Annotated in this window: 29 protein-coding genes and 3 pseudogenes; 15 read left to right on the top strand and 17 right to left on the bottom strand. The window is 71.0% G+C overall.

The features are described from left to right. Positions 1 to 40: 40 nt before the first annotated feature. From RDV84_RS24330 to RDV84_RS24310, 5 genes are all read left to right on the top strand, one after another. Positions 41 to 1243: a sensor histidine kinase gene (locus RDV84_RS24330; RefSeq protein WP_057946891.1), complete on the top strand. Its 1203-nt coding sequence runs from the start codon at positions 41 to 43 to the stop codon at positions 1241 to 1243. Continuing rightward, positions 1240 to 1893, top strand: coding sequence for a response regulator (locus RDV84_RS24325; RefSeq protein WP_309151909.1), 654 nt, complete (start codon positions 1240 to 1242; stop codon positions 1891 to 1893). Before RDV84_RS24330 ends, RDV84_RS24325 begins: the two co-directional genes overlap by 4 nt. A gap of 494 nt (positions 1894 to 2387) precedes the next feature. Then, positions 2388 to 3473: a polyketide cyclase gene (locus RDV84_RS24320; RefSeq protein ID WP_057946893.1), complete on the top strand. Its 1086-nt coding sequence runs from the start codon at positions 2388 to 2390 to the stop codon at positions 3471 to 3473. An 869-nt stretch (positions 3474 to 4342) separates the two neighbouring features. Further along, positions 4343 to 4729, top strand: a complete 387-nt coding sequence (locus RDV84_RS24315) for a DUF423 domain-containing protein (protein ID WP_309151908.1) — start codon at positions 4343 to 4345, stop codon at positions 4727 to 4729. Between the two features lies 1 nt (position 4730). Next, entirely contained in the window at positions 4731 to 5420 is a 690-nt protein-coding gene (locus tag RDV84_RS24310; RefSeq protein ID WP_309151907.1) for a DNA-3-methyladenine glycosylase family protein, read from the top strand. Positions 5421 to 6093: 673 nt separating this feature from the next. On the opposite strand, the gene RDV84_RS24305 is transcribed toward RDV84_RS24310, so the two are convergent. The 7 genes and pseudogenes from RDV84_RS24305 to RDV84_RS24275 all read right to left on the bottom strand — a co-directional run bounded on the left by RDV84_RS24305 (position 6094) and on the right by RDV84_RS24275 (position 10672). Further along, entirely contained in the window at positions 6094 to 6792 is a 699-nt protein-coding gene (locus RDV84_RS24305) for a class I SAM-dependent methyltransferase (protein WP_309151906.1), read from the bottom strand. Between the two features lie 15 nt (positions 6793 to 6807). Continuing rightward, on the bottom strand, positions 6808 to 7614 hold the full coding sequence (locus RDV84_RS24300) for a M15 family metallopeptidase (RefSeq protein WP_309153773.1): 807 nt from the start codon (positions 7612 to 7614) through the stop codon (positions 6808 to 6810). 175 nt (positions 7615 to 7789) lie between these two features. Next, positions 7790 to 7969, bottom strand: coding sequence for a DUF4177 domain-containing protein (locus tag RDV84_RS24295; RefSeq protein WP_057946898.1), 180 nt, complete (start codon positions 7967 to 7969; stop codon positions 7790 to 7792). Further along, positions 7966 to 8157 (bottom strand): type II toxin-antitoxin system antitoxin, encoded by a 192-nt coding sequence (locus tag RDV84_RS24290; protein ID WP_309151905.1) that lies wholly within the window; start codon positions 8155 to 8157, stop codon positions 7966 to 7968. The genes RDV84_RS24295 and RDV84_RS24290 overlap by 4 nt, the downstream gene beginning before the upstream one ends. Further along, on the bottom strand, positions 8154 to 8525 hold the full coding sequence (locus RDV84_RS24285; protein ID WP_309151904.1) for a hypothetical protein: 372 nt from the start codon (positions 8523 to 8525) through the stop codon (positions 8154 to 8156). Before RDV84_RS24285 ends, RDV84_RS24290 begins: the two co-directional genes overlap by 4 nt. 10 nt (positions 8526 to 8535) lie before the next feature. After that, a pseudogene (locus tag RDV84_RS24280) lies at positions 8536 to 9237 on the bottom strand (SPFH domain-containing protein); the annotation flags it as partial. 430 nt (positions 9238 to 9667) lie between these two features. After that, positions 9668 to 10672 (bottom strand): hypothetical protein, encoded by a 1005-nt coding sequence (locus RDV84_RS24275; protein WP_309151902.1) that lies wholly within the window; start codon positions 10670 to 10672, stop codon positions 9668 to 9670. A 112-nt stretch (positions 10673 to 10784) separates the two neighbouring features. On the opposite strand from RDV84_RS24275, the gene purT reads away from it, so the two are divergent. The 4 genes from purT (at position 10785) to RDV84_RS27130 (ending at position 13296) form a co-directional block, all read left to right on the top strand. Further along, entirely contained in the window at positions 10785 to 11999 is a 1215-nt protein-coding gene (gene purT / locus RDV84_RS24270; RefSeq protein ID WP_309151901.1) for a formate-dependent phosphoribosylglycinamide formyltransferase, read from the top strand. A gap of 40 nt (positions 12000 to 12039) precedes the next feature. After that, positions 12040 to 12486, top strand: a complete 447-nt coding sequence (locus tag RDV84_RS24265) for a hypothetical protein (protein WP_078997274.1) — start codon at positions 12040 to 12042, stop codon at positions 12484 to 12486. A 221-nt stretch (positions 12487 to 12707) separates the two neighbouring features. Then, positions 12708 to 13061: a hypothetical protein gene (locus RDV84_RS24260; RefSeq protein WP_309151900.1), complete on the top strand. Its 354-nt coding sequence runs from the start codon at positions 12708 to 12710 to the stop codon at positions 13059 to 13061. Between the two features lie 139 nt (positions 13062 to 13200). After that, positions 13201 to 13296 (top strand): DUF6053 domain-containing protein, encoded by a 96-nt coding sequence (locus RDV84_RS27130; protein ID WP_425606188.1) that lies wholly within the window; start codon positions 13201 to 13203, stop codon positions 13294 to 13296. Between the two features lie 103 nt (positions 13297 to 13399). Here the strand turns inward: RDV84_RS27130 and RDV84_RS24255 are convergent, their stop codons facing one another. From RDV84_RS24255 to RDV84_RS24235, 5 genes are all read right to left on the bottom strand, one after another. Beyond that, on the bottom strand, positions 13400 to 13750 hold the full coding sequence (locus tag RDV84_RS24255) for an SMI1/KNR4 family protein (protein ID WP_309151899.1): 351 nt from the start codon (positions 13748 to 13750) through the stop codon (positions 13400 to 13402). Next, on the bottom strand, positions 13747 to 14547 hold the full coding sequence (locus RDV84_RS24250; protein WP_309151898.1) for an ATP-grasp domain-containing protein: 801 nt from the start codon (positions 14545 to 14547) through the stop codon (positions 13747 to 13749). The genes RDV84_RS24255 and RDV84_RS24250 overlap by 4 nt, the downstream gene beginning before the upstream one ends. Positions 14548 to 14733: 186 nt before the next feature. Next, positions 14734 to 15969: an endonuclease/exonuclease/phosphatase family protein gene (locus tag RDV84_RS24245; RefSeq protein WP_309151897.1), complete on the bottom strand. Its 1236-nt coding sequence runs from the start codon at positions 15967 to 15969 to the stop codon at positions 14734 to 14736. 212 nt (positions 15970 to 16181) lie between these two features. Next, on the bottom strand, positions 16182 to 16625 hold the full coding sequence (locus RDV84_RS24240) for a hypothetical protein (protein WP_198944608.1): 444 nt from the start codon (positions 16623 to 16625) through the stop codon (positions 16182 to 16184). 125 nt (positions 16626 to 16750) lie between these two features. Continuing rightward, positions 16751 to 17488: an arginyltransferase gene (locus tag RDV84_RS24235; RefSeq protein WP_057946909.1), complete on the bottom strand. Its 738-nt coding sequence runs from the start codon at positions 17486 to 17488 to the stop codon at positions 16751 to 16753. A gap of 219 nt (positions 17489 to 17707) precedes the next feature. Here RDV84_RS24235 and RDV84_RS24230 point away from each other — a divergent pair, with 219 nt between their 5' ends. Beyond that, positions 17708 to 18352, top strand: a complete 645-nt coding sequence (locus RDV84_RS24230; protein WP_057946910.1) for an EF-hand domain-containing protein — start codon at positions 17708 to 17710, stop codon at positions 18350 to 18352. Positions 18353 to 18455: 103 nt separating this feature from the next. On the opposite strand, the gene RDV84_RS24225 is transcribed toward RDV84_RS24230, so the two are convergent. After that, on the bottom strand, positions 18456 to 19721 hold the full coding sequence (locus RDV84_RS24225; protein WP_309151896.1) for an RNA polymerase sigma factor: 1266 nt from the start codon (positions 19719 to 19721) through the stop codon (positions 18456 to 18458). Beyond that, a complete protein-coding gene (locus tag RDV84_RS27120; RefSeq protein ID WP_425606189.1) occupies positions 19718 to 19951 on the bottom strand; it encodes a DUF6053 domain-containing protein in 234 nt (77 codons plus the stop codon). Before RDV84_RS27120 ends, RDV84_RS24225 begins: the two co-directional genes overlap by 4 nt. On the opposite strand from RDV84_RS27120, the gene RDV84_RS27115 reads away from it, so the two are divergent. Further along, positions 19857 to 20123: a DUF6053 domain-containing protein gene (locus RDV84_RS27115; RefSeq protein ID WP_425606190.1), complete on the top strand. Its 267-nt coding sequence runs from the start codon at positions 19857 to 19859 to the stop codon at positions 20121 to 20123. The genes RDV84_RS27120 and RDV84_RS27115 overlap by 95 nt on opposite strands. Here RDV84_RS27115 and RDV84_RS24220 read toward each other — a convergent pair. The 3 genes from RDV84_RS24220 to RDV84_RS24210 form a co-directional block, all read right to left on the bottom strand. Then, a complete protein-coding gene (locus RDV84_RS24220; protein ID WP_309151895.1) occupies positions 20098 to 20949 on the bottom strand; it encodes a hypothetical protein in 852 nt (283 codons plus the stop codon). The genes RDV84_RS27115 and RDV84_RS24220 overlap by 26 nt on opposite strands. Before the next feature lies 1 nt (position 20950). Further along, positions 20951 to 21850, bottom strand: coding sequence for an acyl-CoA thioesterase II (gene tesB / locus RDV84_RS24215; RefSeq protein WP_078997281.1), 900 nt, complete (start codon positions 21848 to 21850; stop codon positions 20951 to 20953). Between the two features lie 103 nt (positions 21851 to 21953). Next, positions 21954 to 22517, bottom strand: coding sequence for an N-acetylmuramoyl-L-alanine amidase (locus RDV84_RS24210; RefSeq protein ID WP_309151894.1), 564 nt, complete (start codon positions 22515 to 22517; stop codon positions 21954 to 21956). Positions 22518 to 22559: 42 nt separating this feature from the next. On the opposite strand from RDV84_RS24210, the gene RDV84_RS24205 reads away from it, so the two are divergent. The 4 genes and pseudogenes from RDV84_RS24205 to rlmKL form a co-directional block, all read left to right on the top strand. Beyond that, on the top strand, positions 22560 to 23072 hold the full coding sequence (locus RDV84_RS24205) for an MOSC domain-containing protein (protein WP_309151893.1): 513 nt from the start codon (positions 22560 to 22562) through the stop codon (positions 23070 to 23072). A 312-nt stretch (positions 23073 to 23384) separates the two neighbouring features. Continuing rightward, positions 23385 to 23921, top strand: a complete 537-nt coding sequence (locus RDV84_RS24200) for an alpha/beta hydrolase (protein ID WP_101943793.1) — start codon at positions 23385 to 23387, stop codon at positions 23919 to 23921. Next, positions 23918 to 24928 (top strand): annotated as a pseudogene (locus tag RDV84_RS27110) (THUMP domain-containing protein); the annotation flags it as partial. The gene RDV84_RS24200 and the pseudogene RDV84_RS27110, both read left to right, overlap by 4 nt. Before the next feature lie 51 nt (positions 24929 to 24979). Continuing rightward, positions 24980 to 26284: pseudogene (gene rlmKL / locus RDV84_RS27105) on the top strand (bifunctional 23S rRNA (guanine(2069)-N(7))-methyltransferase RlmK/23S rRNA (guanine(2445)-N(2))-methyltransferase RlmL); the annotation flags it as partial. Positions 26285 to 26321: the final 37 nt, after the last annotated feature.

Here is a 26321-nt window from a genome sequence, read left to right as displayed (position 1 = left end):
GACGGCTCCGCCCGGGTGCCGGTACCGTTAGCATGCGTTCATGCTGGCCCGCCTCACCCCCACCCAACTCATGCGCTTCGCCGGGCTGTTCACCTGGGGCGTGGCCGGCTGCTGGCTGGTGATCATGTGGCTCGAGCCGGAGGCGGCGACCTCGCTGCCCGGCGGCAGCGAGCACACCTTCTTCCTGCTGATCCTGCGCTGGGTGGCGATCCACTTGGCCTTCGGCGCGGTGTACTGGTGGGCCAGCCGCGGCCTCGGCCAACGCCGGCCCGGGCCGGCCGACCACGCCCTGCTGCTGGTCCTGACCGCCTGCGCGATCGGCGTGGGCTATTTCTCCAACAGCGGCATCGGCAGCATCCTGCTGATGGTCGTGGCCGGGCTGCTGCCGTGGCTGCTGCCGCTGCGGGTCGGGGTGGCGTGGTTGGTGCTGAGCAACCTGTCGATCATCCCGGTGTTCGTCATCGCCATCGGCCAGCCGCTGCTGGTGGCGATCGTGCAGTCGGTGGCCTACGCCGGCTTCTCCAGCCTGGTCTTCGTCAGCTCGCTGGTGGCGATGCAGCAGGCCCAGGCGCGCGAGGACCAGCGCCGGCTCAACGCCGAACTGCGCGCGACCCGCGCCTTGCTGGCCGAGAGCGCGCGCATCAACGAGCGCACCCGCATCTCGCGCGAGCTGCACGACCTGCTCGGCCACCACCTCACCGCGCTGAGCCTGAACCTGGAAGTGGCCGGGCACCTGTCGGAAGGGCGGGTCAAGGAACACGTGCAGCAGGCGCATACTCTGGCCCGGCTGCTGCTCACCGACGTGCGCGAGGCGGTCAGCCAGCTGCGCGAGAACGGCGCCATCGACCTGTCGCTGGCGCTGCGCCCGCTCGCCGAGAACGTGCCCGCCCTGGACATCCGCATGGACATCGAGACCCCGCTGACCCTGGACGACCCCGAGCGCGCCCACGTGCTGCTGCGCTGCGCCCAGGAGATCATCACCAACGCGGTGCGCCACGCCGGCGCCCAGCACCTGTGGATCGACGTGCGCCGCAACGACGGCCACATCGTCATGAGCGCGCGCGACGACGGCCGCGGCGCCGACCACCTGATCGCCGGCAACGGCCTGCGCGGCATGCGCGAGCGGCTGGTCCAGCACGGCGGCCAACTGCGAATCGAAACCCGGGCCGAGGCCGGCTTCAGCCTGCGCCTGACCCTGCCCGCCACCGCGGCCGCCATGGGCCGCGAAGGAGCCCTGACATGATCCCCAGCCCCATCCGCGTATTGCTCGTCGACGACCAGACCCTGGTCCGGCAGGGCGTGCGCTCGCTGCTCGCCCTGGCCGAGGGCATCGAAGTCGTGGCCGAGGCCGGCGACGGCCGCCAGGCGGTCGAGATGATCCCGAACCTGCGCCCCGACGTGGTCCTGATGGACATGCGCATGCCGGTGATGTCCGGTCTGGAGGCGCTGCAGGCGCTGGCCCGCAGCGGCTACCTGCCGCCGACGATCATCCTGACCACCTTCGACGACGACCAACTGGTGCTGGCCGGGCTCAAGGCCGGGGCCAAGGGCTACCTGCTCAAGGACGTGTCGCTGGAGCAACTGGTCGGCGCCATCCAGGCCGTGGCCGAGGGCGGCTCGCTGGTGCAGCCGGCGATGACCCAGCGCCTGCTGTCGGGCCTGGAGCACATGCGCAACGAGTTCGTCAGCCTGGACCGGCCCGACCCGCTGACCGAGCGCGAGACCGAGATCCTGCGGCTGATGGCCGGCGGCTTCTCCAACAAGGAGATCGCCAACTCGCTCGGGGTGGCGGAGGGGACGATCAAGAACCACGTCTCGAACATCCTGTCCAAGCTCGGCGTGCGCGACCGCACCCGCGCGGTGCTCAAGGCGTTCGAGCTGCAGTTGGTCTGAGCGCCGGCGGCGCGCGTCGGGCGCCTCGCCCGCGCGCCCGGCGGCGGGCAGGGCGGTTCCCTGCCGTTGGCGGCGGACGCCGGCCGGCGGGCCGGAGTCGCGGTCCGCGAGCGCCCAAGCCTTCGCCGCGGAAGGGCCTTCGGGCCCGACGCTTTCGTTCCGGCGCGCTACTTTCGTCGTAGATCCGATGCCCACGCGCGTTGCCGCGCCGCGCACGCAGGCGCGCACAAGCCCGCGAGGCGCCGATCCGACTTGACCGGATTTGCGCTTACGCGCCTTTCGTGCCCCGGCGACAGGCCCGCATACCGGTGCGAATGCAGCGCCCAGACGGCACAAAGCCGGCCAGTTGCGCGCTTTTCGCGGCCCGGGCCGGCCGCGATGCGACCCGATGGGCTTTCTTGCCTGTGACGGCTGCCCTTGCCGGGATTTATCTTGCTACGATTGCGGGTCTGCGCCCCTGGCCCGCACCTGGGCCCGGCCCTGGAGAACCCTGAATGACCCGTCTGATCGAGATTCTGATTTCCCTGGCGATCGTCGCCGTGCTGTTCCTGGTCGTCGGCATCGTTCTGCCGTCGAGCCGCCACCTGTCGCATTCGGTGGAGACCAACCGCAAGCTGACCATCGTCTTCGACACCTTGAACAGCCTGCGTCGCTTCAAGGAATGGAACCCGCTGGCGGCGCGCGACCCGAATATGGAGATCAAGCTGGTCGGCAAGGAAGAGGGCGTGGGCGCCCGCCTGGAATACTCCTCCAAGGAACGCGGCCTGGGCCAGGGCAGCTGGGAAATCGTCAAGAGCGAACCGGGCAAGCTGGTCGGCTACAAGATCACCAACCCCGAGCGCGGCGAGAACAAGCGCAGCGAGTTCACCCTCAAGCCGACCGGCCGCAACAACCGCAACGTCGAGATCACCCAGACCTACGACGTCGACTACGGCTTCAACCTGCTCGGCCGCTACTCCGGCCTGTACGTCAGCAGCAGCGTCGGCGAAGACATCAAGATGGGTCTGTCGCGCCTGAGCAACCTGCTGGCGACCGTGCCGAACTACGACTACGCCAAGCTGTCGGAAACCGACCCGAACAACGCGCCGAAGGTGGCCGAGCGTCCGGCCGAGAACATCCTCAGCGTCAACGCCGCGGTCGAGCGCAACAACGACAAGATCAAGGGCCAGATCCACGCCAACATGGAGTGGATCAACAAGGTCATCGCCGCGAACGGCCTGGAAGCGGTCGGCCCGGTGCGCATCGTGACCAACGAGTTCGGCACCGAGACCTACGACTTCGACACCGTGCAGGTCGTGCGCAAGAAGGGCGACACCGCCACTGGCGACGCCACCGCGCTGGAAGTCAAGGTCGAAGGCCCGGTCAAGGCTTCGCTGCTGCCGGCCTCGAAGGTCGTCGTCGCCACCAGCGGCGGCCACAACTTCGCCGCGCTGCCGCCGGTGCGCGACGCCGTGCGCGCCTGGGCGATGACCCGCGGCTACTCGACCACCGACCGTCCGTACGAGAGCTGGAAGGCCGGCATCGACCAGAGCTTTGACCCGGCCCTGGGCCAGTTCGACGTCTACTGGCCGGTCAAGTAATCCCACCGCCCGCCTAGCGCGGGCCGGTTGCGACAACAAAAACGCGCCGCGGCTTTCCGCGGCGCGTTTTTGTTTGCGCGGACATCCAGGAAAGCGTGAGCGATGCGCCGCGCGCAGCGCGACCGCACAAGCCACGATCGCGACCAACGCACCCGCCGCGCGAGCCGCGCCAGCAATCGGGGCTTCGGCCAACTCGACGAGCGCAACAGCCATTGCGGTTGCCGTTGCTCGTGCCCGCCCCCGAGCGCGATGCAGCCGTTCCGCAGCCCCGAAGGGCGTGCGCATGGATGCGCACGCGCGCCATGGGACAGGATGTCCCTTATGGCACGGCCCCGCGCTCGTTTCGAGCCCTAGTGGCTCTTGATCCGAAAAAACAAGGCCTTTTCTTTGGTTACTTTCTTTGTGGCTTAAGACAAAGAAAGTGACCCGGCCGCTTGCGGACGGAAGCTCTTGATCGTGGCTTGTCGTCAATCGCCACCACGGCAAAGGCAAGAGCAGCAGCAAAGTCGTGTGGATCCCGGCTTTCGCCGGAATGACGGTCTGGGAGGTTCGTTGCTTCAAAGAACGACGGCGGGGCTGCGCCGCTTCGGTTGGATTCCGGCTTTCGCCGGAATGACGGTTTGGGAGGTTCGTTGCTTCAAAGAACGACGGCGGGGCTGCGTCGCTTCGGTTGGATCCCGGCTTCCGCCGCAATGACGGTCTGAGAGCTCCCTCGCTCCAAGCTGCGCCGGCAAGCAGAAGCGCCATCCTCGATTCATGCCAAAGAACGCCGAACCCATTCCAACACAAATCATGACCGCCCCCTCACTGCGCCCGCCCACACTAACGCTGCTATCGTTGAACACCCTCCATCGCAAGCGTTCGCCCACATGAGCGCCCCCCCTCCCGAATCCCGCCCCACCGCATCGCTGTCCGCGCGCTTGCTCGCCGCCGCCGGCGCGATCCTCGCCGCGTTCGCGGTGGCCCTGTCGGCCTACGCCGCGCACGCGGCCGCCGATCCGCACGCGCAGGCGCGCCTGCACAGCGCGGCGGTGTTCGCCTTCGGCCACGGCATCGCCCTGGCGGCGCTGGCGCCGCAGGCGCGACGCGCCTTCACCCGCGGCGTGTTGGGCGCGTTGCTGCTCGGCGTGGTCGGCTTCGCCGGCAGCCTGGCCGCGGCGCACTTCTTCGGCGTATCGACCCGGCTCGCGCCCTACGGCGGCAGCCTGATGATCCTGGCGTGGCTGGCCTACGCCGCCGACGCGGTGCGGCGCTGACGTGCCGCGCCAGGTCCGCGGGTTCGACGCGCAGGCCGCGCACGCGCATCTGAGCCGCAAGTGCCGCCGGCTCGGCGCATGGATGAAGAAGGTCGACCGGCTCGAGAACGGGCCGATCCCGGACGATGCGCGTTGGCGCCAGCGTTTCGATCCGGTCGATGCGCTGGCGCGCGCGATCTTGTTCCAGCAGCTCAGCGGCAAGGCCGCTTCGACCATCGTGGGCCGGGTCGAGGCGGCGATCGGCAGCGCGCGCCTGCACCACGACACCTTGGGCCGCTGCGACGACGCCACCCTGCGCGCCTGCGGGGTATCCGGCAACAAGCTGCTGGCCCTGCGCGACCTGTCGGCGCGCGAGGCGCGCAGCGAGATTCCCGACCTGCGCGCGATGGCGCATATGGACAACGACGCCATCGTCGCCACGCTGGTGCCGATCCGCGGCATCGGCCGCTGGACGGTGGAGATGATGCTGATGTTCCGCCTCGGCCGTCCCGACATTTTGCCGGTGGACGATCTGGGCATCCGCAAGGGCGCGCAGTTCGTCGACAAGCTCGACGCGATGCCGGCGCCGAAGGCGTTGGCGCAGATCGGCGAGCGTTGGGGGCCGTATCGGACCTATGCGAGTTTGTATCTGTGGCGGATCGCGGACATCGGGTCGGGGGTGGCGAAGCCGGTGGATCGGTCGCAGGGGTGAGGGGGGAGTAGTCGTGGCTTGCGTTTGGGGTGCGGTTCGGGGCGTTCTTGCGGTCGCTTGCTGTAGGAGCGGCGCGAGCCGCGACCGCGCCGTCGCGCCTGCAGCGAAAGTTACGGCGTAGTTGCGTTGCCGCGGTCGCGGCTCGCGCCGCTCCTGCAGTCGGATACGCAACTTCACGGCCGTCGTTCCGGCGGAAGCCAGAATCCGTTTCGACTTTGTTGTTGTTCTTGCCTTTGCCGTGGTGGCGAGTGGCGACAAGCCACGATCAAGAGCTTCCGTCCGCAAGCGGCCGGGTCACTTTCTTTGTCTTAAGCCACAAAGAAAGTAACCAAAGAAAAGGCCTCGTTTTTTCGGATCAAAAGCCACTATGGCTCACAGCGGCGCGGGGCTGCGCCATAAGGGGCATCCTGCCCCATGGCGCACGCGCGCATCCATGCGCGCGCCCTCCGGGGCTGCGCGGCGGAGGCTTTGCTTGGGGTTGCGTCCGGGCGAACAGCAACAGCGAGATCGAAGTCGGTTCCGGCTTTTGCCGGTTTGCCGGAATGAGGGGGCGAGGGACGTGCGGCTTCGGGATGCGGCGGCGGGGCTGCGTTGCTTCGGTTGGATGGCGGCTTTCGCCGCAATGGCGAGGTGGGCTGTTGCAGAGACCAGGCCGCTTCGGCGTCCAGGCGGTTCAGTGCGCGGCGGCGAGCAGGATCAGCGACGCGGGCCGCTGGGTCGGCGGATGCAGGGGTTCTTCCAGGGCGCGCAGTGTCAGGCCGCTGCGCTGCAGTAGTGCCAGCCAGCCGCCGAGGGTGCGGAAGTACCAAGGCGCCGGTTCGCCGAAGTCGCCCTCGCAGCCGGCCCAGCTGCCGTCGCGCCAGCCGTCGCGGTAGGGCGCGTCGGCGTTGGCGGTGGGCGGGTGCAGGGTCTGGATCAGGACGTGACCGCCTTCGTTCAAGTGCGCCGGCAGGGCCGCGAGCAGGGCGTCGACGGCGGCGCCGCCGAGCAGGGAGAAGTTGCACACGATCAGGTCGAAGCGCGCGTCGAGCGCGCCGGCGGCGATGTCTTCGTAGCTCAGGCAGGCGTAGCGCTGCGGCGGCGCGGCGGGATCCGCGCGGCGCGCGGCCTCGATCAGCGCGGGCACCGCGTCGTTGCCGCGGGCGTCGATGCCGTGGGCGAGCAGGGCGCGGGTCAGCCAGCCTTCGCCGCAGCCCAGGTCGAGCGCGCTGCGCGGCCGCAGGCGCGTGGCGGCTTCGACCACGGCGCGGTCGGTGACCAGGCGGCGGCTTTCGATCGCCTGCGTGCGCACGCTACGGGTCCACGGCGCGGCGTTCTCGCGCCAGGCGGCGAGCACGCGCGCGTCGCTGTGGCGGACGTCGTCGCCGCTCATCGCATCGCCCGCGGTTCAGGCCGGCGGCGCGTAGCGCCAGTGCCAGGGTTCGTAGACGATGCCGTGCGGGTTGCCGCGCGGGTAGCTCATCGCGAAGCCGTGGCCGCCGGCGTGGTCGCGCAGCCAGGCGAAGGCGGGCGTGCGTTCGAACGCCTCTTCCGCCGGCGGTTCGCCGGGCGCGCCGATGTCCAGCGCCAGTCCGCTGTGGTGTTCGCTGTAGCCCGGCGCGGCGTTGACGGTGAGGATCTCCTCGACGCTCTGGCCGCGCGCGCGCTTGCGCTCGAAGATGCCCAGTTGGTAATCGTGGCTGCGATAGCCGGAGATCGATTCGAGCGCGATGCCTTCGCGCAGGGCCGCGTCGCGCAGGTGGGTCCAGGCGCGCGCGGCGGCCGGATGCAGCCACAGCGGCCGCCGGTAGCGGTCGAAGCCGGCCAGGGCCAGACGGTCGGGTTCGGCGATCAGCTCCAGGCCGGTGCGCGCCTGGTAATCGGCGGCGTCGAGGCCGAGCGCGTCGAGACGCTGTTCGAGCCGGTCCAGCGGCAGTTCGACGACCCGCAGCAAGCCTTCGCGGCGGTAGTCGACGATGCGTTCGAGCGCGTCCAGCGCGGCGTCGATGCCGTCCTCGCGCATCAGCCGGTGCACCAGCGGCAGCACGCCCTCGGGCAGGTCGGCGGCGAGGAAGCGGCCGTCGCGCTTGCGCCGCAGCACGTGGCGCGCGCGCGCCAGGGCGCGGGCGTCGGCGTTGCTGCGCGCGCGCAGCAGGCCGCCGGGCCAGATTTCGATGTCCGGGGTGTTGATCAGGACGTGGCCGTGTCCGCGCATGCGGGCAGGGTAGCGCGCATGGCGGAACGTTGCCATGGCAGCGCGGGGGAGCGGGCTTGCGTCGTGGTCGCGATGTTGCAGACGGGGCGGAGCTGCGGCCGCTCCCTGTAGGAGCGACGCAAGCCGCGACCGCGACACTACCGATACCGCGATCGCTTCGAAGCGCCTCCGCCGCTCAGCCCGGCCGCTTGAAATACAGCCGGGTGCCGAGCACGCCCGGATCGTGCTCCACCGCGACCAGTTCCCAGCCTTGCGCGCCCTGGCGGTCGAGTTCTTCCTGGATGCGCTCGCGCATCGGCGCTTCGAACAGTTTGTAGGTCAGTTCGACGACCAGGTGCTTCCATTGCGGGTTCATGCGTCTTCCTCGGGCGATGGGGGCGGCGGCGGTTGCTGGCGCGGCAAGCGGCCGTTCCTGCGCAGCGCCTCGCGCAGCACATATTCGATCTGGGCGTTGAGCGAACGCAACTCGTCGTCGGCCCAGCGTTGCGCCGCGGCCAGGACCTCGGCGTTGATCCGCAGCGGATAGGCTTTCTTCTCGCTCACCGGCGGCCGGTCCGCGGGTCGTCGCGCGGGGCGCGGTAGTCGCGCTTGAGCCGCGACAGCGCAATCAGCATCGTCACCGCCAGGCCGTTGACCGAGACCAGCAGCAGCACGGTGACGACGAGGATGCGGTTGTAGTCGCCATGGGCCCAGTAGAAACCCAGCGCGGCCAGGAACATCGAGATCGCCACCAGCGCCAGCAGCCGGGCGAAGCGCGCGGCCGCGGCGGCCGGGTCGCGCAGGCGCGCGGCGTCGAGGCCGTTGATCAGGCGCAGGTTGCCGCGCGCGACCAGGACCGCGGCGACCAGCACCGGCAGGCCGCTGACCGCCATGATCAGCGGCAGCACCAGCGCGTTGTCGGGCAGGTTCATCGCGCGGTCCTCAGTACAGGCTGCCGGTGTTGACGATCGGCTGGGTGCCGCGCTCGCCGCACAGCACCACCAGCAGGTTGCTGACCATCTGCGCCTTGCGCTCCTCGTCGAGCTGGACCACGCCGTTCTTCTGCAGTTCGGCCAGGGCCATCTCGACCATGCCGACCGCGCCGGCGACGATGCGGGTGCGCGCGGCGATCACCGCGTTGGCCTGCTGGCGCTGCAGCATCGCCTGGGCGATCTCGGCCGCGTAGGCGAGGTGGCTGATGCGCGCGTCGATGATGTCGACGCCGGCGTCGGCGAGGCGTTCCTGCAGTTCCTGCTTGAGGTGCAGCGAGATTTCGCTGGCGTGGCTGCGCAGCGACAGTTGGCCGTCCTCGTGCTGGTCGTAGGGATAGCTGGTGGCCATCGCGCGCAGCGCCGATTCGGACTGGATGTGGACGAAGGTTTCGTAATCGTCGACGTTGTAGACCGCTTCGGCCGAATCCACCACCTGCCACACGATCACCGCGGCGATCTCGATCGGGCTGCCGTCGAGTTCGTTGACCTTGAGCTTGCCGCTCTCGAAGTTGCGCACGCGCTGGCTGACCTTGCGCTTGGCGTACAGCGGGTTGTTCCAGCGCAGGCCGTTGTCCTTGACCGTGCCGACGTACTTGCCGAACAGGCTCAGCACCGCGGCCTGGTTGGGCTCGACCATGTACAGGCCGGCCAGGCAGACCAGGGCCAGCACGGCGAGCGCGACGAAGGCGAGCGCGCCCACGGTGACCGGGCTGTCGGGGCCGGTGACGGTGGCGATGAAGCCGTAGCCGCAGCCGAGCAGGACCAGCAGCAGGACGAGCAGGGCCGGGATGCCGGGCAGGGACTGGATCGGGTTTTCTTTCATGGCGGCTCGTCCTTGGGGTTCTGATGGATATTGATATCAGATTGATATCAGGTCGTCAGCGGCCGTCTGTCGGGACGATGGGGCCTGGAGCCGCTGTGTAGGAGCGGCGCGAGCCGCGACCGCGGGGTGGCCGCTGGCGGCGGAACTGTTGGGAGCTGGATCGGGGAAGCGTCCGATTGGACGGGCTTCGGGGAGGGCGCTTGCGTGCGTCGCTGCGGTTGCTCGCGGCTCGCGCCGCTACTGCAGGAAGTGAACCGGTTTACGGGGCGATCCGGTACAGCGGCGCCGGGATGAACTCGCCGGTGGCGTACAGGAACCGGCCGTCGGCCGACCAGCCCAGGGCCTCGGCCTGCGGCAGCCACGGCAGTTCGCTGACCCGCGGCGCGCCGGCCACGGCCTGGGCCCAGTCCTGCTGCGGCTGGCGCGGGTACAACAACAGGTAGCGGTAGGTCATCACCGCCAGGGTGCGGCCGTCGGGCGAGACGTCGGCGGCGGTGACCTGGCCCTGGATCCTGGCCCGGAACGGGTTGTTCTGGCGCAACTGCGCGTCCGGCTCGGGAATGCCGGCCAGCTCGCCGAGCCGGGTCGCGGTCTGCAGCGCGTTGCCGGCCGGCATCAGCGGCAGCGAGAACAGCTCCGGCGGCTGGCGCTTCTTGGAAATCAGCAGGACCTGGCGGCGCGCCACGTCCACCGCGACGGCCTCGCAGTCGCGCGCGCCGTCGGGCCAGCGGAAGGCGATCGACCAGGCCGGCTTGAGCCGCGCGTTCTCGATCTTGTCGGGCTCTTCGATGACGTGCAGTTGCAGGCTGCGGCGCAGCCCGCCGTTGTCGCCGGTGTCGGCGATCAGCAGGTAATGGCGGCCGTCGAGCTCGAAGGCGGCCATGTCCTCCCAGTCGGTCTTGATCGCGCCCTCGATCCGCGCGGTGGCCAGGCGGTCGCCGTTCTCGGCCACGGCGAACAGGCGCTCGGGGTTGCCGCCGTCGTCGTGCATCCACAGCACGCCGGGGTGGCGGCGCGAGGCGGCCAGGCCGCTGATCTCCGACAGCTGCGGGTCCAGCATCATCCCGGCCAGCTCGCGGCTGCCCGGCGCCGGCGGCTGCGCGCGCTGCGCGCGCCACCACGCCAGCCCGCCGGCGAGCGCGGCCGCGAGCAGCGCGCCGGCGGCCAGCCAACGCCAGCGGCGCGGCGCGCGCGGGGCGCCCGGGACGGCGGAGACAGCAGGGGCGGCGGCACGCTCGGCGTGCCGTTCGGACGCGGGGGACATGGGCCACAGCATCGCATGCGCCCCCGCCGCCGCCATAGCCCGGCAAGGCCGCGGCGGACGCGGAAAGTTAGACTAGGCTCATCCGCCCCCACCGTTTTCGAGGTTGCACGCCATGACCACGCTCGGCACGCCGTTGTCCCCGCACGCTTACCGCGTGCTCCTGCTCGGTTCGGGCGAACTGGGCAAGGAGGTGGCGATCGAGCTGCAGCGCTTCGGCGTGGAAGTGATCGCCGCCGACCGCTACGCCGACGCGCCGGCGATGCAGGTGGCGCACCGCAGCCACGTGCTCGACATGCTCGACGGCCAGGCCGTGCGCGCGCTGATCGCGGCCGAGCGGCCGAACCTGATCGTGCCGGAGATCGAGGCGATCCACACCCAGACCCTGGTCGAGCTGGAAGACGAGTTCGCCCGCCGCGGCAGCGACACCCGTGTGGCTCCTACCAGGATCATCCCGACCGCGCGCGCCGCGCGCCTGACCATGGACCGCGAAGGCATCCGCCGCCTCGCCGCCGAGACCTTGAAGCTGGCGACCTCGCCGTACCGCTTCGTCGACACGCGCGAAGACTACCGCGCCGCCGTGGCCGAGATCGGCCTGCCGTGCGTGGTCAAGCCGGTAATGTCGTCCTCCGGCAAGGGCCAGAGCCTCGTGCGCGGCGAAGCCGACATCGACAAGGCCTGGGACTACGCCCAGACCGGCGGCCGCGCCGGCGCCGGCCGGGTCATCGTCGAGGGCTTCATCGACTTCGACTACGAAATCACCCTGCTGACCGTGCGCCACGCCGGCGGCACCACCTTCTGCGCGCCGATCGGCCACCTGCAGCGCGACGGCGATTACCGCGAGAGCTGGCAGCCGCAGCCGATGAACCCGGTGGCGCTGGCGCGCGCGCAGGAGATCGCCCGCGCCATCACCGACGACCTCGGCGGCTTCGGCGTGTTCGGCGTGGAATTGTTCGTCAAGGGCGACGAGGTCTGGTTCAGCGAGGTCTCGCCGCGCCCGCACGACACCGGCCTGGTCACCCTGATCTCGCAGGACCTGAGCGAATTCGCATTGCATGCGCGCGCGATCCTCGGCCTGCCGATCCCGACCATCCGCGAGCACGGCCCGTCCGCGTCCTGCGCGGTGCTGGCGCAGGGCCACGGCGTGCCGGTGTTCTCCGGCGTCGACGCGGCGCTGGGCCAGGTCGACACCCAACTGCGCCTGTTCGGCAAGCCGCGGGTGGAAGGCCACCGCCGCGTCGCGGTGACCTTGGCCCTGGGCGGCGACATCGACGAGGCCCGCGCCAAGGCGCGCGAAGCCGCCGCGCAGTTGCGGATCGAATTGCGCTGATCGTGGTCCAAGCCGCACGACCCTTCGCACCGGAGCGACGATGAACGAGACCCAGGGCTACGCCGTGTTCTTCTTCCCGCAGGCGCTGGAGGCGCTGGGCGAGGCCATCCGCCCCTACCTGCTCGACGGCCCCGGCGGCCCGCACGTGCTGTGCAAGGAGATCGACACCGGCGGCGCCTTCACCGAGATGACCCTGGAAGGCCGCACCTCCGAAGGCCGCGACCTGACCCTGGAACTGATGGTGCCCGGCAACATGGTGCGGATGATCGTATCCGCGCACGGCGAGGGCTCGTTCGGCTTCGGCCCGCGCAACGCGCCGCGTCCCGCGGCGAAGCCGGCCGCGGCGGCGTCCATGCCTGCCGCCGCGCCGGCGTCGTCGCCGGCGCAACCGCAATCGCCGCCGGTGGTGCCCGCGCCGGACGCGCCCGCGCCGGCGGTGCCGGACGCGCCGTCGCCGGTGATCGCGAGCGAAGGCAAACCGAAGTAAGCGCACGCGGCGGGAATTGTTTTTTGTGGGAGGGGCTTCAGCCCCGATGCTTCGCATTCCGGTCGCGTCGCGACCTTAAAGAAGAGCGTCGGGGCTGAAGCCCCTCCCACAACAGCCCGGGTGCGGCGCGCGGGCGGGGTGGTGGCTCGCTCCCGCCTCCTGGTTTACCCTGCGCACGGCCGCGAGAACGCGGCCGTTTTTCTTACACAAGGATTCGTGCCATGCAAGGCAACACCATCACCCTGTACCGCCCGGTCGGCCCCAACGAGTTGGCCCGCCTGCGCGAGAACGCCTTCAAGCGCTGGCCGCCGCGTTTGCCGGAGCAGCCGATCTTCTATCCGGTGACCAACGAGCGTTACGCCGCCGAGATCGCCGAGCGCTGGAACGTCAAGGACAGCGGCTACGGCGCGGTGACCCGTTTCGAGGTCGACGCGCAGTTCATGGCCCGCTACCCGATCCAGAAGGTCGGCGGCGCGCACCACACCGAGTGGTGGGTGCCGGCAGAGGAACTGGACGCGCTCAACGATCACATCGTCGGGCTCATCGAAGTCGTGCGCGAGTTTCGCGCCGAGTAAGCAGGAAAGGGCCTTCGGGCCCGATGCTTTTTGCAGTGGGAGGGCCTTCAGGCCCGATGCTCTTCGTTCCGACGCCGCGATCTGAGCCGAGAGCGTCGGGGCTGAAGCCCCTCCCACAGTCGTCGGCCTCATCGAGATCGTGCGCGAGTTTCGCGCTGAGGGAGTCGGGACGGGCCCGCCTACTGTGGGAGGGCCTTCAGGCCCGACGCTTTTCGATCCGGTCGCCGCGACCTGAGCCGAAAGCGTCGGGGCCGAAGCCCCTCCCACGGCAGCAGGCCGTGCGGACCGGGACAGTTCGCTGCGATTGCGGCAGAACTTGGCGTCCGCCGATGCGGCCCTCAGTCCACCGCGCAGCCGCCTTCGATCCACGCCTGCAAGCCACTGCCGACCGCGACGAAATCCACCTCGCTCATGCTGCCGTGCCCGACCACGAACACGGTCGGCGGCGTCAGCGCGGCGTGCACCACGACCGCGCGGCCGCCGCCGTCGTCGCCGACGGTCAGATAGCCCGGGCAGTATTCGCGGCTCTCGTAGGTTTCGTTGCGTTCGACGATCTCGTCGGCCGGATACAACCGCACCGCGCCGATCTCGCGGCCGCCGTGGGCGAGCACGAACGCGCGCAGCGGCGCGGCGAGCGCCGCGCCGTACCACCGTTCCACCCGCGCCAGCGCCAGCGCCGCCTCGCTCATGCCTGCGTCGCGAAGTGGCGGGTCACCGCGGCGACGATCTTTTCGATGTCGTGCGCATAGAACCCCGACGAGTTGAAGGTGTTGAACTCGATCACCTTGTAGCCGTCGTCGGTCAGCGCCACGTCCATGACGCAGGTGCGGTGCGGCAGCCAGCCGTCGGCCAGCGATTGCGCGGTCTCGTACAGTTCCGGCCGCGCCACCGCGTTGGCCAGGCGCTGGCCGGCGATGCGGTAGGACGAGCCGTCGACCACGCGGCCGTCGACCACGAAGAAACGCCACTCGCCGTGCAGTTTCTGCACCGGCGCGACGATCACTTCGGTGTCGGCGTCGAAGCTGTAGTTGCCCGAGTCGACGCTGCTCATCCAGCGGCGGATCTCGCGGGCCACGGTCACCGTGCCGTCGAAGTGCTTGAGGTCCTGCACCGGCCGCACGAACCACACGCTGTCCTCGTCCTCGTCCTGCATCGCCGCCATGCACTCGCGCACGCTCATCTGCCGCACCTGCTGGTTGAGCATGTCGTCGCGATGGCGGTTCCAGGCATCGACCCGGAACGCGGCCTCATCGAAGCACAGGCCGCGCCAGCCGCGCTTCTGCGCCAGCCGGGTGAGCTTGGTCGCGCCGTAGGGAATCACCACGCCGTCGAGCGGCGGCACTTCGTTGCCGAGATCGTCGGAGAACGGGACGACGAGAACGTCCTGCACGCGCGCGCCGGCGTCTTCGGCGGCGGACCAGACCCTGCGGATCTGCTCGTCGGCGATGAAATTGGTCTGGATGGCCCAGGTGACGGGCGTGCTCATGTCGGATCCCTCGCGTTGCGCGTTCGCCGCCGATCCTGCGGCGGCGCGCCATGCTAGCGCCTCGACGCCGGGACTAAACGCGCCCGCCGTTCGGCGACGACGGAAGGTCTGTGCGAAGCGCCGGCGCGCGATGGCGCTCGCGACGATGGCGCGGCGACCGTCGGCGGATGGCCGCCGGCGGCGGGTTCACTTCGCCAGGTCCACCCACACCAGATGGTGATCGCTGGCCTCGGAGATCTTCGCGTCCGGCGTTCCCGCCTTCGGCCAGAACACGCCCGTACCCTCGACCTTCCAGCCGCGCGACGGCAGCACGTAGTCCAGCCGCAGCGTTCCGGCCTTCGGGCCGAAGTCGCCGGTGTGGGTGGCGATGTCGCCCTTGCGCGCGAAGCCGTAGCCGCGCGCGCGTTCGCCGGCGCCTTCGCTGCGCGGCACGTGGGTCGAATCCACGCGCGGATGGTCGAGCAGTTGCCTGATCGCGCCGGGCACGCCGTCGCCGTCGACCGGGTCGGCGTTCATGTCGCCGACGATGACGAAGCGCGCGTCCGCGGCGAGGCCGCCGCAGCGGCCCTGGTCGTCGCACAGCCACGACGGCGAACCGCCGTCGAGGTAGCGCGCCCACAGCGCGATCTCATCGAAGTTGCGCGCGCCGTTGCGGTCTTCGGGGCCGTCGAACACCGGCGGGGTCGGATGCGCGGCGAGGAAGTGCAGCACACCCAGCGGCGTCTTCACCGGCACGTCCCAATGCGATTTCGACGACAGCCGCATCTGCGGCCACACCGCCGCGGAGTACCACGGCTTGCCGGTGGACGGATCGCGCGGCTGGCGCGCGTTCGGCAGGTTCGCCCACTTGAAGGTCTGGAAGCTGCGCACCGCGGCGGCGTCGATGGGGTACTTCGACAGCACCAGCATGCCGTACTGGCCCGGGTGCAGGCCGTAGCCCCAGGCGTCGTTGCCGCGCGCGCGGTCGCCGCGCGCGGCGTCGCCGGCCTTGCCGTCGCCGTCGAGGTCCAGGCCGCTGGGCACGCCGGTGTTGACCGGGGCGAGGTAGCGATACGGATAGCGCAGCGCCTCGCCGCCGCCGGGCTGGGCGACTTCGAGGTAGTCGCGCTGGAACAGCTCGGCCGCGCGCTGCTGCGGGTCGTAGTCGAATTCGTTGAGCAGGACCAGGTCCGGGCGCACTTGCTGCAGCACCGCGGCGATCTTGCGCGCGTTGTCGTCGCCGGCTTCGAAGCGCTTGACCAGGCCGCCGTCGGCTTCGTCGTACAGCGAGGTGTTGTAGGTGGCCACGCGCAGCCGCGCGGGCGCGTCGGTCGCGTCCTGGGCGCGGACATAGGCCTGGGGATCGCCGTGGACGTTCACTTGCGTGCAGGCCGCGAGCAGGGCCGCGGCGAGCGCGGCGCAGGGAAGAAGGAGTCTGGACATGCGCGCGATGATCGCATGGGCGAAGGTTGGCAGCGTTACAGGCCGGGGCGGGTTGCAGGAGGCGGGGAATCGATCGGGGCGACGCGGAACCAGGGCAATGGCCGGGCGCTTCGATGCCGCCCGCCGCCCGTTCGCATCGTCGCCTTGCGGCCTTGCGCCAAAAAAAACGCCCCGGACAGGCCGGGGCGTTCTCGTGCCGCTTGCGCGGCGAGTTACAGCGTGCAGCCCATCGCCGAGTACTGGGCCTTGCTCTGCTCCAGCGCGGTCTTGCAGGCGCTGGCCAGGGCGGCCTTGCCCTGCGGGGTCGAGGCGGCCTGGGTCCAGGCGGTGCGGCTCTGCTCGAGCGCGCCTTCCAGACCGGCGCGCTGCTCGGCCGGGACCTTGTCGGTCAAGCAGGCCTGGACCTTGGTCAGGTAGTCGTCGCATTCCGGCACGCCGACGCTGGCGGCGGTCGGGGCGGCGGCCGGCGCGGCGGCATCGGCCGGGGCGGCCGGAGCGGCGTCGGTCGGAGCCGGCGCCGGGGCGGCGGCGTCGCCGGCCGGGGCGGCCGCGGCGTCGGCGGCCGGAGCGGCGTCGGCGGGCTTGTCGGCGGGCTTGTTGCAGGCGGCCAGCGCCAGGGTAACGGCGGCGGCCAGGAACAGGACCTTCACTTTCATTGCGGACTCCATGTGGCGGTAGGTGATGAGGGTGGCGGCTCCATTGCCAGGCCAGCGAGTGGCGCCATCCCGCACGTCGTGGTTACGACGCGGCTACGAGATACACGACCTGAACGTGACGCGTGTTACGAATGTGTAAAAACCCGCCAATCGCGGCCATCGAAGGCCTCCAACGGTCGGAACCGGCGCTTGTAGTCCATCTTCGGATGGCCGGCGATCCAGTAGCCCAGGTACAGATGGCGGCGGCGCTCGCGCCGGGCCCATTCGATCTGGCGCAGGATCGCCAGCGTGCCCAGGCTGCGGTCGGCGAGGTCGGGGTCGTAGAAGGTGTAGACCGCCGACAGGGCGTCCTCGACCACGTCGGTGACCGCGACCGCGAGCAGGCGGCCGTGGCCGGCCTCGCGCAGTTCCAGGAAGCGGTTCTCGCTCCAACTGCCGATCAGGAACTGGTCGAACTCGATCGCGCCGTGGCCGTCCATGCCGCCGCCGCTGTGGCGCGAGGCGAGGTAGCGCTTGTACAGCGCCAGTTGCTCGGGCGTGCGTTCGGCGCGGTGCACGCGCATCTCCACCTGCGCGTTGCGCGCCAGGCAGCGGCGCTGGCTGCGGTCGGGCACGAAGCGGTCGACCGGGATGCGCACCGCGACGCAGGCGCGGCAGCCGCTGCAGTGCGGGCGGTAGACGATGTCGCCGGAGCGGCGGAAGCCCCAGCCCAACGCGTGCGGATACCACTCGCGCAGGCGCGGGTCGCGCGGATCGAGCACCAGGTCGCGGGCGATGCGCTCGGGCCAGTAGCCGCAGGCGTGCTCGCCGGTGTGGAACAGGCGGAGGTCGTCGCTGTCCGGCTGCTGCGGTTGCGTGCCCATGACGGCAGCATAGCGCCGGGTCGGTGAGTTGCGCATGCAATGGCTCCCGGTTCGAGAACGAAGGGCGATGGCGCGGTCGCGGACGCCGGCGGCGCGCGCGCCGGCCGCGCCGCGGCTGGCGCCAGGCTGAACCGGCGCGGGTCCTTGTCAACCGCCACGCGGCCAGGGCGTTGATCCGGTCATCGGCGCCGCGGTGGCGCCCGCCCGCAGGAGTCCACGATGAATCGTTTTCCCCTCTACCTCGCCGCGATGACCGCGGTCGCGATGTTCGCCGGCGCGGCGACCGCGGCGTTCGCCGCGCCGCAGGCCGGCGGCGACGGCGCGCAGCGCCCGCGCATGAAGATCGACGCCAACGGCGACGGCGTGATCACGCGTGAGGAAGCGGCCAAGTTCCCGCGCCTGGCCGAGCGCTTCGACGAGCTCGACAAGAACCGCGACGGCAAGCTCGACGCCAGCGAGCGCCCGCAGCGCCGCGGCGGCCGCGAGCACGGCGGCCGTCACGGCGGCGCCGGCGGCGCGGCCCGGCTCGACACCGACGGCGACGGCCGGATCAGCCAGGCCGAGGCGGCCAAGTCGCCGCGCCTGGCGAAGAACTTCGCCGCCATCGACGCCAACAAGGACGGTTACATCGTGCGCGGCGAACTGCGCGGCTACTTCCAGCGCGAGCGTCCGAAGTGGGAAGCCGAGCGCGCCCAGCGCTTCGACGCCAAATTCGCCGAAGCCGATCTCAACCGCGACGGCAAGCTCAGCAAGATCGAAGTGCAGGAAAAGATGCCGCGGCTGGCCGCGCAGTTCGCCTTCCTCGACGAGAACCGCGACGGCTTCCTGAGCAAGACCGAGCTCAAGCCGGACGGCAAGCGCTGACCTCGCAGCGCCCGGGCGCGTTCGCGTCCGGCCGCGCAACCCTCCCTAGCTGTAATTCGGGGCGCCGTGAGGGCGCCCCTTTCTTTTGCGCGCCGCGCGCGGCTCAGCCGAAGCGGCCGTCCTTGTACAGCACCAGCGCGATGCTCGCCAGCAAGGCCACGTTGCTCCAGACGATCGCCGGTCTGCCCAGCAGCCAGCGGTAGCCGAAGCCGGCGCGCGGGTCTCGACCGCTCTCGCGCTGCGCGCGGTCGAGCAGCGGCCCGATCTCGCGCGGCAGCCAGCGCAGCATCTGCCAGTTCATCAGCGCCATCGACAGCAGCAGGAAGGCCGCCGGCGCCAGCCAGCCGCGGCTGAGGGCGAGCGCCGCGAGCAGGCCGAGGCAGACCAGCGCGGCGCTGACCGACATCGCGATCATCATCCGGTAGATCCGCCGGCGTTCCTGCGCGCCGCGCGCGTAGCGCAGCAGGATCTGGGTCATCGCCAACGCGCCGAGGGCGCCGCCGATGGTGCCGCCGATTACGCCGCCGAGCTGCACGCTCCAGCGCGCGCCGTGCTCCAGCGCCTCGCCGCCGCCGGCGGCCGCGAACGGCGCGAGCAGGCGGTCGAGCAGGGCGGCCGCGCCGCCGCCGGCGACGCCGCCGCTGGCCGAGGACGCGCCCAGGCCGAACTTGCCGGCCAGGCTCGAACCGGCCGCGCCGCCGGCCAGGGCCGCGGCGGCGATCGACGGCGGCGCGATCAGGCCCAGGCTGGAGGCGACCAGAGTGGTGAAGCCGACCGACGGCGCGCTGGCGCGGGCGAACGCGGCGAAGCGCTCCATCAGCTCCTCGCGCACCGCGCCGCGCGCGCGCGACAGGCGCTTGCGCACCGCCGCGTCGCTGAGCCCGAGCAGGGCCGCGACCTGTTGCGAACTCTGGCCTTCGCGGTAGTACAACAGCAGCACCTCGCGGCTTTCGTCGGGCAATGCCGAGATCAGTTCGGCGGCGACCCGGGCGCGTTCGGCCTCCAGCAGCGTTTCGATCGCACCGGGGGCGGGATCGGCGGCCAGTTCGATCGCCAGTTCCGCGTCCTCGACCGCGCGCGGCTGGCGCACCCGCGCGCGCAGGTGGTCGCGGGCGAGGTTGCGGGTGATCTGGCGCAGCCACGGCAGGAAGCTGGACGGGTTGTGCAGCTTGCGGATGTTCTGCCAGGCGCTGAGGAAGGCCTCCTGGGCGATGTCCTCGCTGGCCTGGACGTCGCGCACCATCGCCAGCGCGATCGCGGTGACCGAGTTCTGGCAGGCGCCGACGATGCGCGAATAGGCGGCGCTGTCGCCGCTCGCCGCCAGCGGCAGGTCGTGGCCGATCAGCGAGTCCAGGACCTGCGCGTTCATCGCGTGCGGCGTCCAGCGGGGCGGCGGTGGGCGGGGCTGCGCATGCGTCGGGCTCCTGGGTTCGGCGGCATCGGCGATGCCTGCGGTCCAAGACGGCGGCGGCGGGAGAATGTGACCGTTGCGGCGGCGGCTATTGTGGGAGGGGCTTCAGCCCCGACGCTTTTCTGTCGGGTCGCCCGGAACTGCATGGCGACCTGGGCCAAGAGCGTCGGGGCTGAAGCCCCTCCCACAACAGCCGCCTCCCACAACAGCCGCCTCCCACAACAGCCGCCTCCCACAACAGCCGCCTCCCACAACAGCCGTCTCCCACAACAGCCGCCTCCCACAACAGCCGGCTCCCACAACAGCCGGCTCCGGCAAGGAAGCCCGGCTGGGCTCACCCCATCGCGCGCACGGTCTTGACCGTCTTGACCACGCGCCACTGTCCCTCGACGCGCTCGACCTGCAAGGTCTTGTACACCGCCACCGAACGGTTGTGGTACGCGCTGTACTCGACCGTGCCGGCGTCTTTCGACGTCGGCCGGAACGCATGCACTTCGATCACTTCCGCCGCCTGGCCGTCGCGCGCGCGGCTGCCGCTGGCTTCGTCGGCGATCTCCTCGCACTGGCTGGCCGGCAGCAGGCGCAGTCGGGGCCGCGCCAGCGCGGTCAGCAGCGGGCGCGGGGCGTCGCGGCGGTCCACGCGCAGGCATTGGGTCGGCTGGTCGGCCTCGGCCAGTTGCGCGGCGAACACCGCCTGCGCCAGCGCGCGCGGGGTCGCGGCGACGCTGCCGTCGAACGCGTGCGTCGCCAGCGCGGCCTCGGCCGGTTCCACCGCCGGCGTCGCGGCGGGGCGGGTGCGGATGCCCTGGAACAGCGCCAGGCCCATCGCCACCGCGATGCACACCAGCAGGCCGATCTTGATCCGCAGCGCGCGCTTGTCGCCGGGACGGCGCGCCAGTTCGGCGTCGGAACGGAAGCGGTACGGCGCCTGGTGGCTCTGCTCGCCGCGGGTGCTGTCGATCAGCCCGGCCTCGCGCAGCAGGTCGCGCGCGCGCAACTGGTCTTCCGAGCGGATCACCCACACCGTCGGCCGCTCGCCGGCGTCTTCGCGATAGCTGAAGCTGGAGCGGCGGTTGCCCTTGTAGGAGCGGTCGTTGGTGACCCGCACCTCGATCCCGGCCTCGCGCAGCAACTGCGCGACGCCTTCGACGTTCTCCAGGCGCGAACTGGTGAAAACCTGCCTCATGTCATTCCTTCGCCGGTACGTGCGCGGCCGCGTCCGGATCGGCGACGACCCGGATCAAACCTTCCTGCGCGGTGCTGGCGACCAGCCGCCCGTCGCGGTCGTAGATCTGCCCGCGCGCCAGGCCGCGCGCGCCCTGCGCGCTGGGGCTGTCGATCGAATACAGCAGCCATTCGTCGGCGCGGAACGGACGGTGGAACCACAGCGCGTGATCGAGCGAGGCCATCTGCACGTTGGGCTGGTAGTAGCTGATGCCGTGCGGAAAGGTCGCGGTGCCGAGCAGGTGGAAATCCGAGGCGTAGGCCAGCAGCGCGCGGTGCAGCTCGGGCGCGTCGCCGACGCGTTCGCTGAGGCGGAACCACACCTGCTGATACGGCGGGCGCTTGGGCGGATTGAGTTCGTCGCGCGGATACACGTGGCGGAATTCGAACGGCCCCTGGCGCGAGAGCCAGCGCTGGACCTTGGTCGGCAGCGTCGCCATCACCTGCGGCGGCACCGGCGGCGCCGGCGCGATGTCCTCGGGCTTGGGCACTTCCGGCATCGACAACTGGTGCTCGCCGCCGTCCTGTTCGACCTGGAACGAGGCGGCGAGGAAGAAGATCGGCTGGCCGTGCTGGATCGCGGTGACCCGGCGCACCGAGAAGCTGCCGCCGTCGCGGGTGCGGTCGGCCTGGTAGACGATCGGCGCCTCGATGTCGCCGGCCTTGAGGAAATAGGCGTGCAGCGAATGCGCCGCGCGCGGCGAATCCAGGGTGGCCTGGGCCGCCGACAGCGCCTGGCCCAGGACCTGGCCGCCGAACACGTACTTGGTGCCGATGTCGCGGCTCTGGCCGCGGAACAGGTTGTCTTCCAGCCGCTCCAGCGACAGCAGTTCGATCAGTTCGGAGACGGGGGAGGAAGTCATCGGCCGGCCGGGTGGGGAGGTCGCGGGGAGTATAGCGGGACGGCGGACACGCTCCGGGCGCGCCGCGGCGGTGCGGCAAGGCTTGCGCCGGCGGCCGCGCGGATCAGGGGCGAAGCCGCTCCAGCCCGCACGCGGCCAGCACCTGCGGCCAGGGGAAGCGCGGGCCAGGATCGCGCTTGCGCCGCACCCGTACCGACGGATCGTCGCTGGCCTCGACCGTGGCGGTGTCCAGGTCCTCGTGGCCGGCGATCCAGCGCAGCGACGGCAGCGTCGCGCGCAGTTGCGCGAGCAGCGCCAGCAGGGCGTCGACCTGCGCCGGCGGATAGGCCTCGTCCATCGCCTGGTGGCGCGAATCCAGCCAATGCGGGTAGCGCCCGGTATTGACCAGTTCGATCCCCAGCGAACGCGGGTTGTAGCCGCGCACGTGGTGGGCGATGCGGTCCCCGGCGACATAGCGCAGCGTGGCGCCGTCGCGGTCGATGTAGTAGTGGCCGCTGTTGCCGGTGCCCGAGGCCGGATACAGCACGCGCTCGCCGTATTCGCGCGCCGCGGCCAGGTCCGGCAGCTCGGTGCAATGGATCACCACCAAGTCCACCGAGGCCGGATCGCGCGCGTCCAGCCGGGTCTCGTAAGGCAGCGGCGCGAGGACGGAGTTCAGGGGCGGCATGGGCCCGGATGCTACCATTCCGGCCTTGTCCGGAGCCTCGCCATGACCGCCTTGCCGCTTGCAGACTCCGCGCTGGGAACGTTGATGGCCACGCTGCCGCGGCCCGGCCGGGTCGAGTGGATCGGCCTGCGCCCGGCGCGCGGGCAGGCGATGCGCGAGGTCGAGCAGGCGCTGGCCGAGGCCGGCAAGGGCCTGGCCGGCGACCGTTACCAGGGCGGCAGCGGCAAGCGCGGGATCACCCTGATCCAGGCCGAACACCTGCCCGCGATCGCGGCCCTGGCCGGGCTCGAGTCGGTCGCGCCGGCGCTCCTGCGCCGCAACGTCGTGGTCTCGGGCCTGCCGCTGGTCGCGCTCAAGGGCCGGCGTTTCCGCCTCGGCGAAACCCTGCTGGAAACCACCGAGTCCTGCGACCCGTGCTCGCGGATGGAAGCCGCGCTGGGCCCGGGCGGCTACAACGCGATGCGCGGCCATGGCGGCTGGTGCGCGCGCATCGTCGAAGGCGGCCGGATCCGCCTGGGCGATGCGCTGGTGCCGGTAGGCGATGCGGCGGTTTGAATGCGTTCGACGCGCGCAGGCGGCGATGCGCGATCGATCGGCTTCGGCGCCAAGACGCTCGTTGCGCGGTCGATGTTCCAAGCGACGCGGTCCGCAACCGATCGGCCCTGGCGCCAAGATCATCGTTACGCGCTCGATGCTCCACACGGCGCGATCTGCAACAGCTCGACCCCGGTTCCAAGATGATCGCTATGCGCTCGATGTTCCACACGGCGCGATCTGCCACTGCTCGGCCCGGCTCCAAGATGATCGTTACGCGCTCGATGTTCCACGCGGCGCGATCTGCAACTACTCAACCTCGGCTCTAAGATGATCGTTACTGGACACTGCATCCTGTCTCATGGCTTCGAAAGCGGCCCCGACGCCACCAAGGTCGCGGCCCTGGCCGAAGCGGCGCAACGCCAAGGCTGGACCGCCGAGCGCCCCGACTACACCGACCTGGACGCGCGCAGCGACGTCAGCCCCTACGGCGACGTGTACGCGCGCATCGAGCGCTTGCTCGCGCTGGCGCGCGAAGCCGCCGAGCGCGGGCCGGTGGTGCTGGCCGGTTCGAGCCTGGGCGCCTACATCTCCGGCGCGGTGTCGATGCAGGTGCGGCCGGCCGGGCTGTTCCTGATGGCGCCGCCGATCCACATGGGCCCGGCGCCGGCGCTGCAGGCCGCCGACGTGCCGTTGAGCCTGCTGCACGGCTGGAACGACGAACTGATTCCCGCCAGCGACGTCATCGCCTGGGCGCAGCCGCGCCGCGCGCGCCTGCTGCTGGTCGACGACGGCCATCGCCTGTCCAACCACGTCGACGCCAGCGCCGCCGCGTTCCGTCGCCTGCTGCAGAGTCTCGACAACGCATGAGCAAGTTCTACGCAAGCTGCGGCAAGGGCCTGGAATACCTGCTGGCCGACGAACTGGCCGCGCTGGGTTGCCAGCGCGCCACCGCTGCCACCGCCGGCGCCAACGTCGAAGGCACGCTCGCCGACGCCCAGCGCGCGGTGCTGTGGTCGCGCCTGGCCAGCCGCGTGCTGTGGCCGATCGCCGAATTCGACTGCCCCGACGAACACGCGCTGTACGCCGGCGTGGCCGCGTTGCCGTGGCCCGAGCACATGGACGCGGTGCACACCCTGGCGGTGGACGCGCACGTGTCCGGCGAGGCGATCACTCACGCGCGCTACGCCGCGCAGCGGGTCAAGGACGCGGTGGTCGACGTGATGCGCGCGCGCACCGGCGCGCGCCCGGACGTCGACACCGAAGCGCCGGACCTGCGCCTCAACTTGGTGGTGCGCAAGGGCCGCGCGGTGCTGTCGATCGACCTCGGCGGCGGCCCGCTGCACCGGCGCGGCTGGCGCCAGCATCAGGGCGAGGCGCCGTTGAAGGAGAACCTCGCCGCGGCGGTGCTGCTGCGCGGCCAATGGCCGAAGGTCTACGCCGCCGGCGGCGGCCTGTTCGACCCGATGTGCGGCAGCGGCACGCTGCTGATCGAAGGCGCGCTGATGGCCGCCGATGTCGCGCCGGGCCTGTTGCGCCACGGCCTGTTGCCGCCGACGCGCTGGCGCGGTTTCGATTTCGCCGGCTGGCGCGCGCTGTGCGATGAAGCGCGTTCGCGCGAGACCGCCGGCTTGACCGCGCTGCGGCCGGTGTTCGCCGGCAGCGATATCGATCCGCAGGCGATCCGCGCGGCGCGCGAGAACGAGGCGATGGCGGGGCTGGCGGGGTTGATCCGCTGGGACGTGGCGGCGGTGGAGTCGCTGCAGACCGTGCCGGAGCCGTTGCGTGCGACCGCTGCTGCGCACGCCGACGTTGCGGCGCAAGCGAGCGTCGCTGCGCAAGAGGCATCGCGAGCCTCCGAGCGTCATCCCCGGGAAGGCGGGGATCCAGGGCTTGATCGCGACGATGCTGGCGGGGTGGAGAAGAGCGCCGGGGTGGAGCGTGGCTTCGCTGGTAGGGCGCCGGCGGAAGGGGATTCGGCTACCCCAGTTGGCCTCGCCGTCTGCAACCCGCCTTACGACGCCCGCCTCGCCGCCGACCCCGCGCTCTACCGCGCGCTCGGCGAAGCGCTCAAGCGCCTGGTTCCGTCCTGGCGCGCCAGCCTGCTGTGCGGCGATCCGGCGCTGGCCCAGGCCACCGGCCTGCGCGCGAGCAAGAAGTACCAGTTGTTCAACGGCGCGATCGAATGCGCGTTGATCGTTTGCGATCCGATCGCCCGCGTCGGCCACGCCGAACAGCGCGCCAAGGAGCAAGACGCCGCGCCGCAGCCGCTCAGCGAAGGCGCGCAGATGGTCGCCAACCGTCTGCGCAAGAACCTGCGCAAGCTCAAGTCCTGGCGCCAGCGCGAAGGCGTGAGCTGTTTCCGCGCCTACGACGCCGACCTGCCCGAATACGCCGCGGCCATCGACGTCTACGCCAGCGACGAGGCGACGCCGCGCACGTACCTGCACGTGCAGGAATACGCCGCGCCGGCCGACATCCCCGAGGCCGACCAGCGCCGCCGCCGCAACGAACTGCTCGCGGCCGCGCGCGAGGTGTTCGAGGTGCCGCGCGAGCGCATCGCGGTCAAGACCCGCGCGCGCGGCAAGGGCGGCAGCAAGTACGGCCAGTTCGACCAGCGCGGCGAGTTCGTGCCGGTGCGCGAGGGCGCCGCGCGCTTGCGCGTGAACCTGTTCGATTATCTCGACACCGGCCTGTTCCTCGACCACCGACCGATCCGCCTGCGCATCGCCGAAGAGGCGCGCGGCAAGCGCTTCCTCAACCTGTTCGCCTACACCGGCGCGGCCAGCGTGCAGGCCGCGGTCGGCGGCGCCGCGCACACCGTCACCGTCGATCTCTCGGCGACCTACCTGCAGTGGTGCGCCGACAACCTGCGCGAAAATGGCCTCGGCGGCGCCCAGCACCAGTTGATCCACGCCGACGCCATCGCCTGGCTGGAGGCCGAGCGCGGCCGCTTCGACCTGATCTTCTGCGACCCGCCGACCTTCTCCAACTCCGCGCGCGCCGACGACTTCGACATCCAGCGCGAACACGTGCGCCTGCTGCGCGCGGCGGTGGCGCGGCTGGCCGACAACGGCGTGCTGTACTTCTCCAACAACTTCCGCCGTTTCCGCCTGGATGCCGACGCGGTGGCGCAGTTCGCCCGTTGCGAGGAGATCACCGCCGCCACCATCCCGCCGGATTTCGAGCGCGACGCGCGCATCCACCGCTGCTGGCGCCTGGAGCCGCGTTGATGATCCTCGACCGTAGCCGTCGTTTTCGCCGCCACGC

Source organism: Lysobacter yananisis (assembly GCF_031199375.1).
GTDB classification, from domain to species: Bacteria; Pseudomonadota; Gammaproteobacteria; order Xanthomonadales; family Xanthomonadaceae; genus Lysobacter; species Lysobacter yananisis.
The sequence above is the reverse complement of the archived record's forward strand: the minus strand, read 5'-3'. Positions and strand labels throughout refer to the sequence as shown.

Excerpts from the sequence above, each read along its gene's own strand:
- RDV84_RS24330 (WP_057946891.1), top strand. The coding sequence starts at position 41 with ATGCTGGCCCGCCTCACCCCCACCCAACTCATGCGCTTCGCCGGGCTG.
- RDV84_RS24325 (WP_309151909.1), top strand. The coding sequence starts at position 1,240 with ATGATCCCCAGCCCCATCCGCGTATTGCTCGTCGACGACCAGACCCTG.
- RDV84_RS24320 (WP_057946893.1), top strand. The coding sequence starts at position 2,388 with ATGACCCGTCTGATCGAGATTCTGATTTCCCTGGCGATCGTCGCCGTG.
- RDV84_RS24315 (WP_309151908.1), top strand. The coding sequence starts at position 4,343 with ATGAGCGCCCCCCCTCCCGAATCCCGCCCCACCGCATCGCTGTCCGCG.
- RDV84_RS24305 (WP_309151906.1), bottom strand. The coding sequence starts at position 6,792 with ATGAGCGGCGACGACGTCCGCCACAGCGACGCGCGCGTGCTCGCCGCC.
- RDV84_RS24300 (WP_309153773.1), bottom strand. The coding sequence starts at position 7,614 with ATGCGCGGACACGGCCACGTCCTGATCAACACCCCGGACATCGAAATC.
- RDV84_RS24295 (WP_057946898.1), bottom strand. The coding sequence starts at position 7,969 with ATGAACCCGCAATGGAAGCACCTGGTCGTCGAACTGACCTACAAACTG.
- RDV84_RS24285 (WP_309151904.1), bottom strand. The coding sequence starts at position 8,525 with ATGAACCTGCCCGACAACGCGCTGGTGCTGCCGCTGATCATGGCGGTC.
- RDV84_RS24275 (WP_309151902.1), bottom strand. The coding sequence starts at position 10,672 with ATGTCCCCCGCGTCCGAACGGCACGCCGAGCGTGCCGCCGCCCCTGCT.
- purT (WP_309151901.1), top strand. The coding sequence starts at position 10,785 with ATGACCACGCTCGGCACGCCGTTGTCCCCGCACGCTTACCGCGTGCTC.
- RDV84_RS24265 (WP_078997274.1), top strand. The coding sequence starts at position 12,040 with ATGAACGAGACCCAGGGCTACGCCGTGTTCTTCTTCCCGCAGGCGCTG.
- RDV84_RS24260 (WP_309151900.1), top strand. The coding sequence starts at position 12,708 with ATGCAAGGCAACACCATCACCCTGTACCGCCCGGTCGGCCCCAACGAG.
- RDV84_RS24255 (WP_309151899.1), bottom strand. The coding sequence starts at position 13,750 with ATGAGCGAGGCGGCGCTGGCGCTGGCGCGGGTGGAACGGTGGTACGGC.
- RDV84_RS24250 (WP_309151898.1), bottom strand. The coding sequence starts at position 14,547 with ATGAGCACGCCCGTCACCTGGGCCATCCAGACCAATTTCATCGCCGAC.
- RDV84_RS24245 (WP_309151897.1), bottom strand. The coding sequence starts at position 15,969 with ATGTCCAGACTCCTTCTTCCCTGCGCCGCGCTCGCCGCGGCCCTGCTC.
- RDV84_RS24240 (WP_198944608.1), bottom strand. The coding sequence starts at position 16,625 with ATGAAAGTGAAGGTCCTGTTCCTGGCCGCCGCCGTTACCCTGGCGCTG.
- RDV84_RS24235 (WP_057946909.1), bottom strand. The coding sequence starts at position 17,488 with ATGGGCACGCAACCGCAGCAGCCGGACAGCGACGACCTCCGCCTGTTC.
- RDV84_RS24230 (WP_057946910.1), top strand. The coding sequence starts at position 17,708 with ATGAATCGTTTTCCCCTCTACCTCGCCGCGATGACCGCGGTCGCGATG.
- RDV84_RS24225 (WP_309151896.1), bottom strand. The coding sequence starts at position 19,721 with ATGAACGCGCAGGTCCTGGACTCGCTGATCGGCCACGACCTGCCGCTG.
- RDV84_RS24220 (WP_309151895.1), bottom strand. The coding sequence starts at position 20,949 with ATGAGGCAGGTTTTCACCAGTTCGCGCCTGGAGAACGTCGAAGGCGTC.
- tesB (WP_078997281.1), bottom strand. The coding sequence starts at position 21,850 with ATGACTTCCTCCCCCGTCTCCGAACTGATCGAACTGCTGTCGCTGGAG.
- RDV84_RS24210 (WP_309151894.1), bottom strand. The coding sequence starts at position 22,517 with ATGCCGCCCCTGAACTCCGTCCTCGCGCCGCTGCCTTACGAGACCCGG.
- RDV84_RS24205 (WP_309151893.1), top strand. The coding sequence starts at position 22,560 with ATGACCGCCTTGCCGCTTGCAGACTCCGCGCTGGGAACGTTGATGGCC.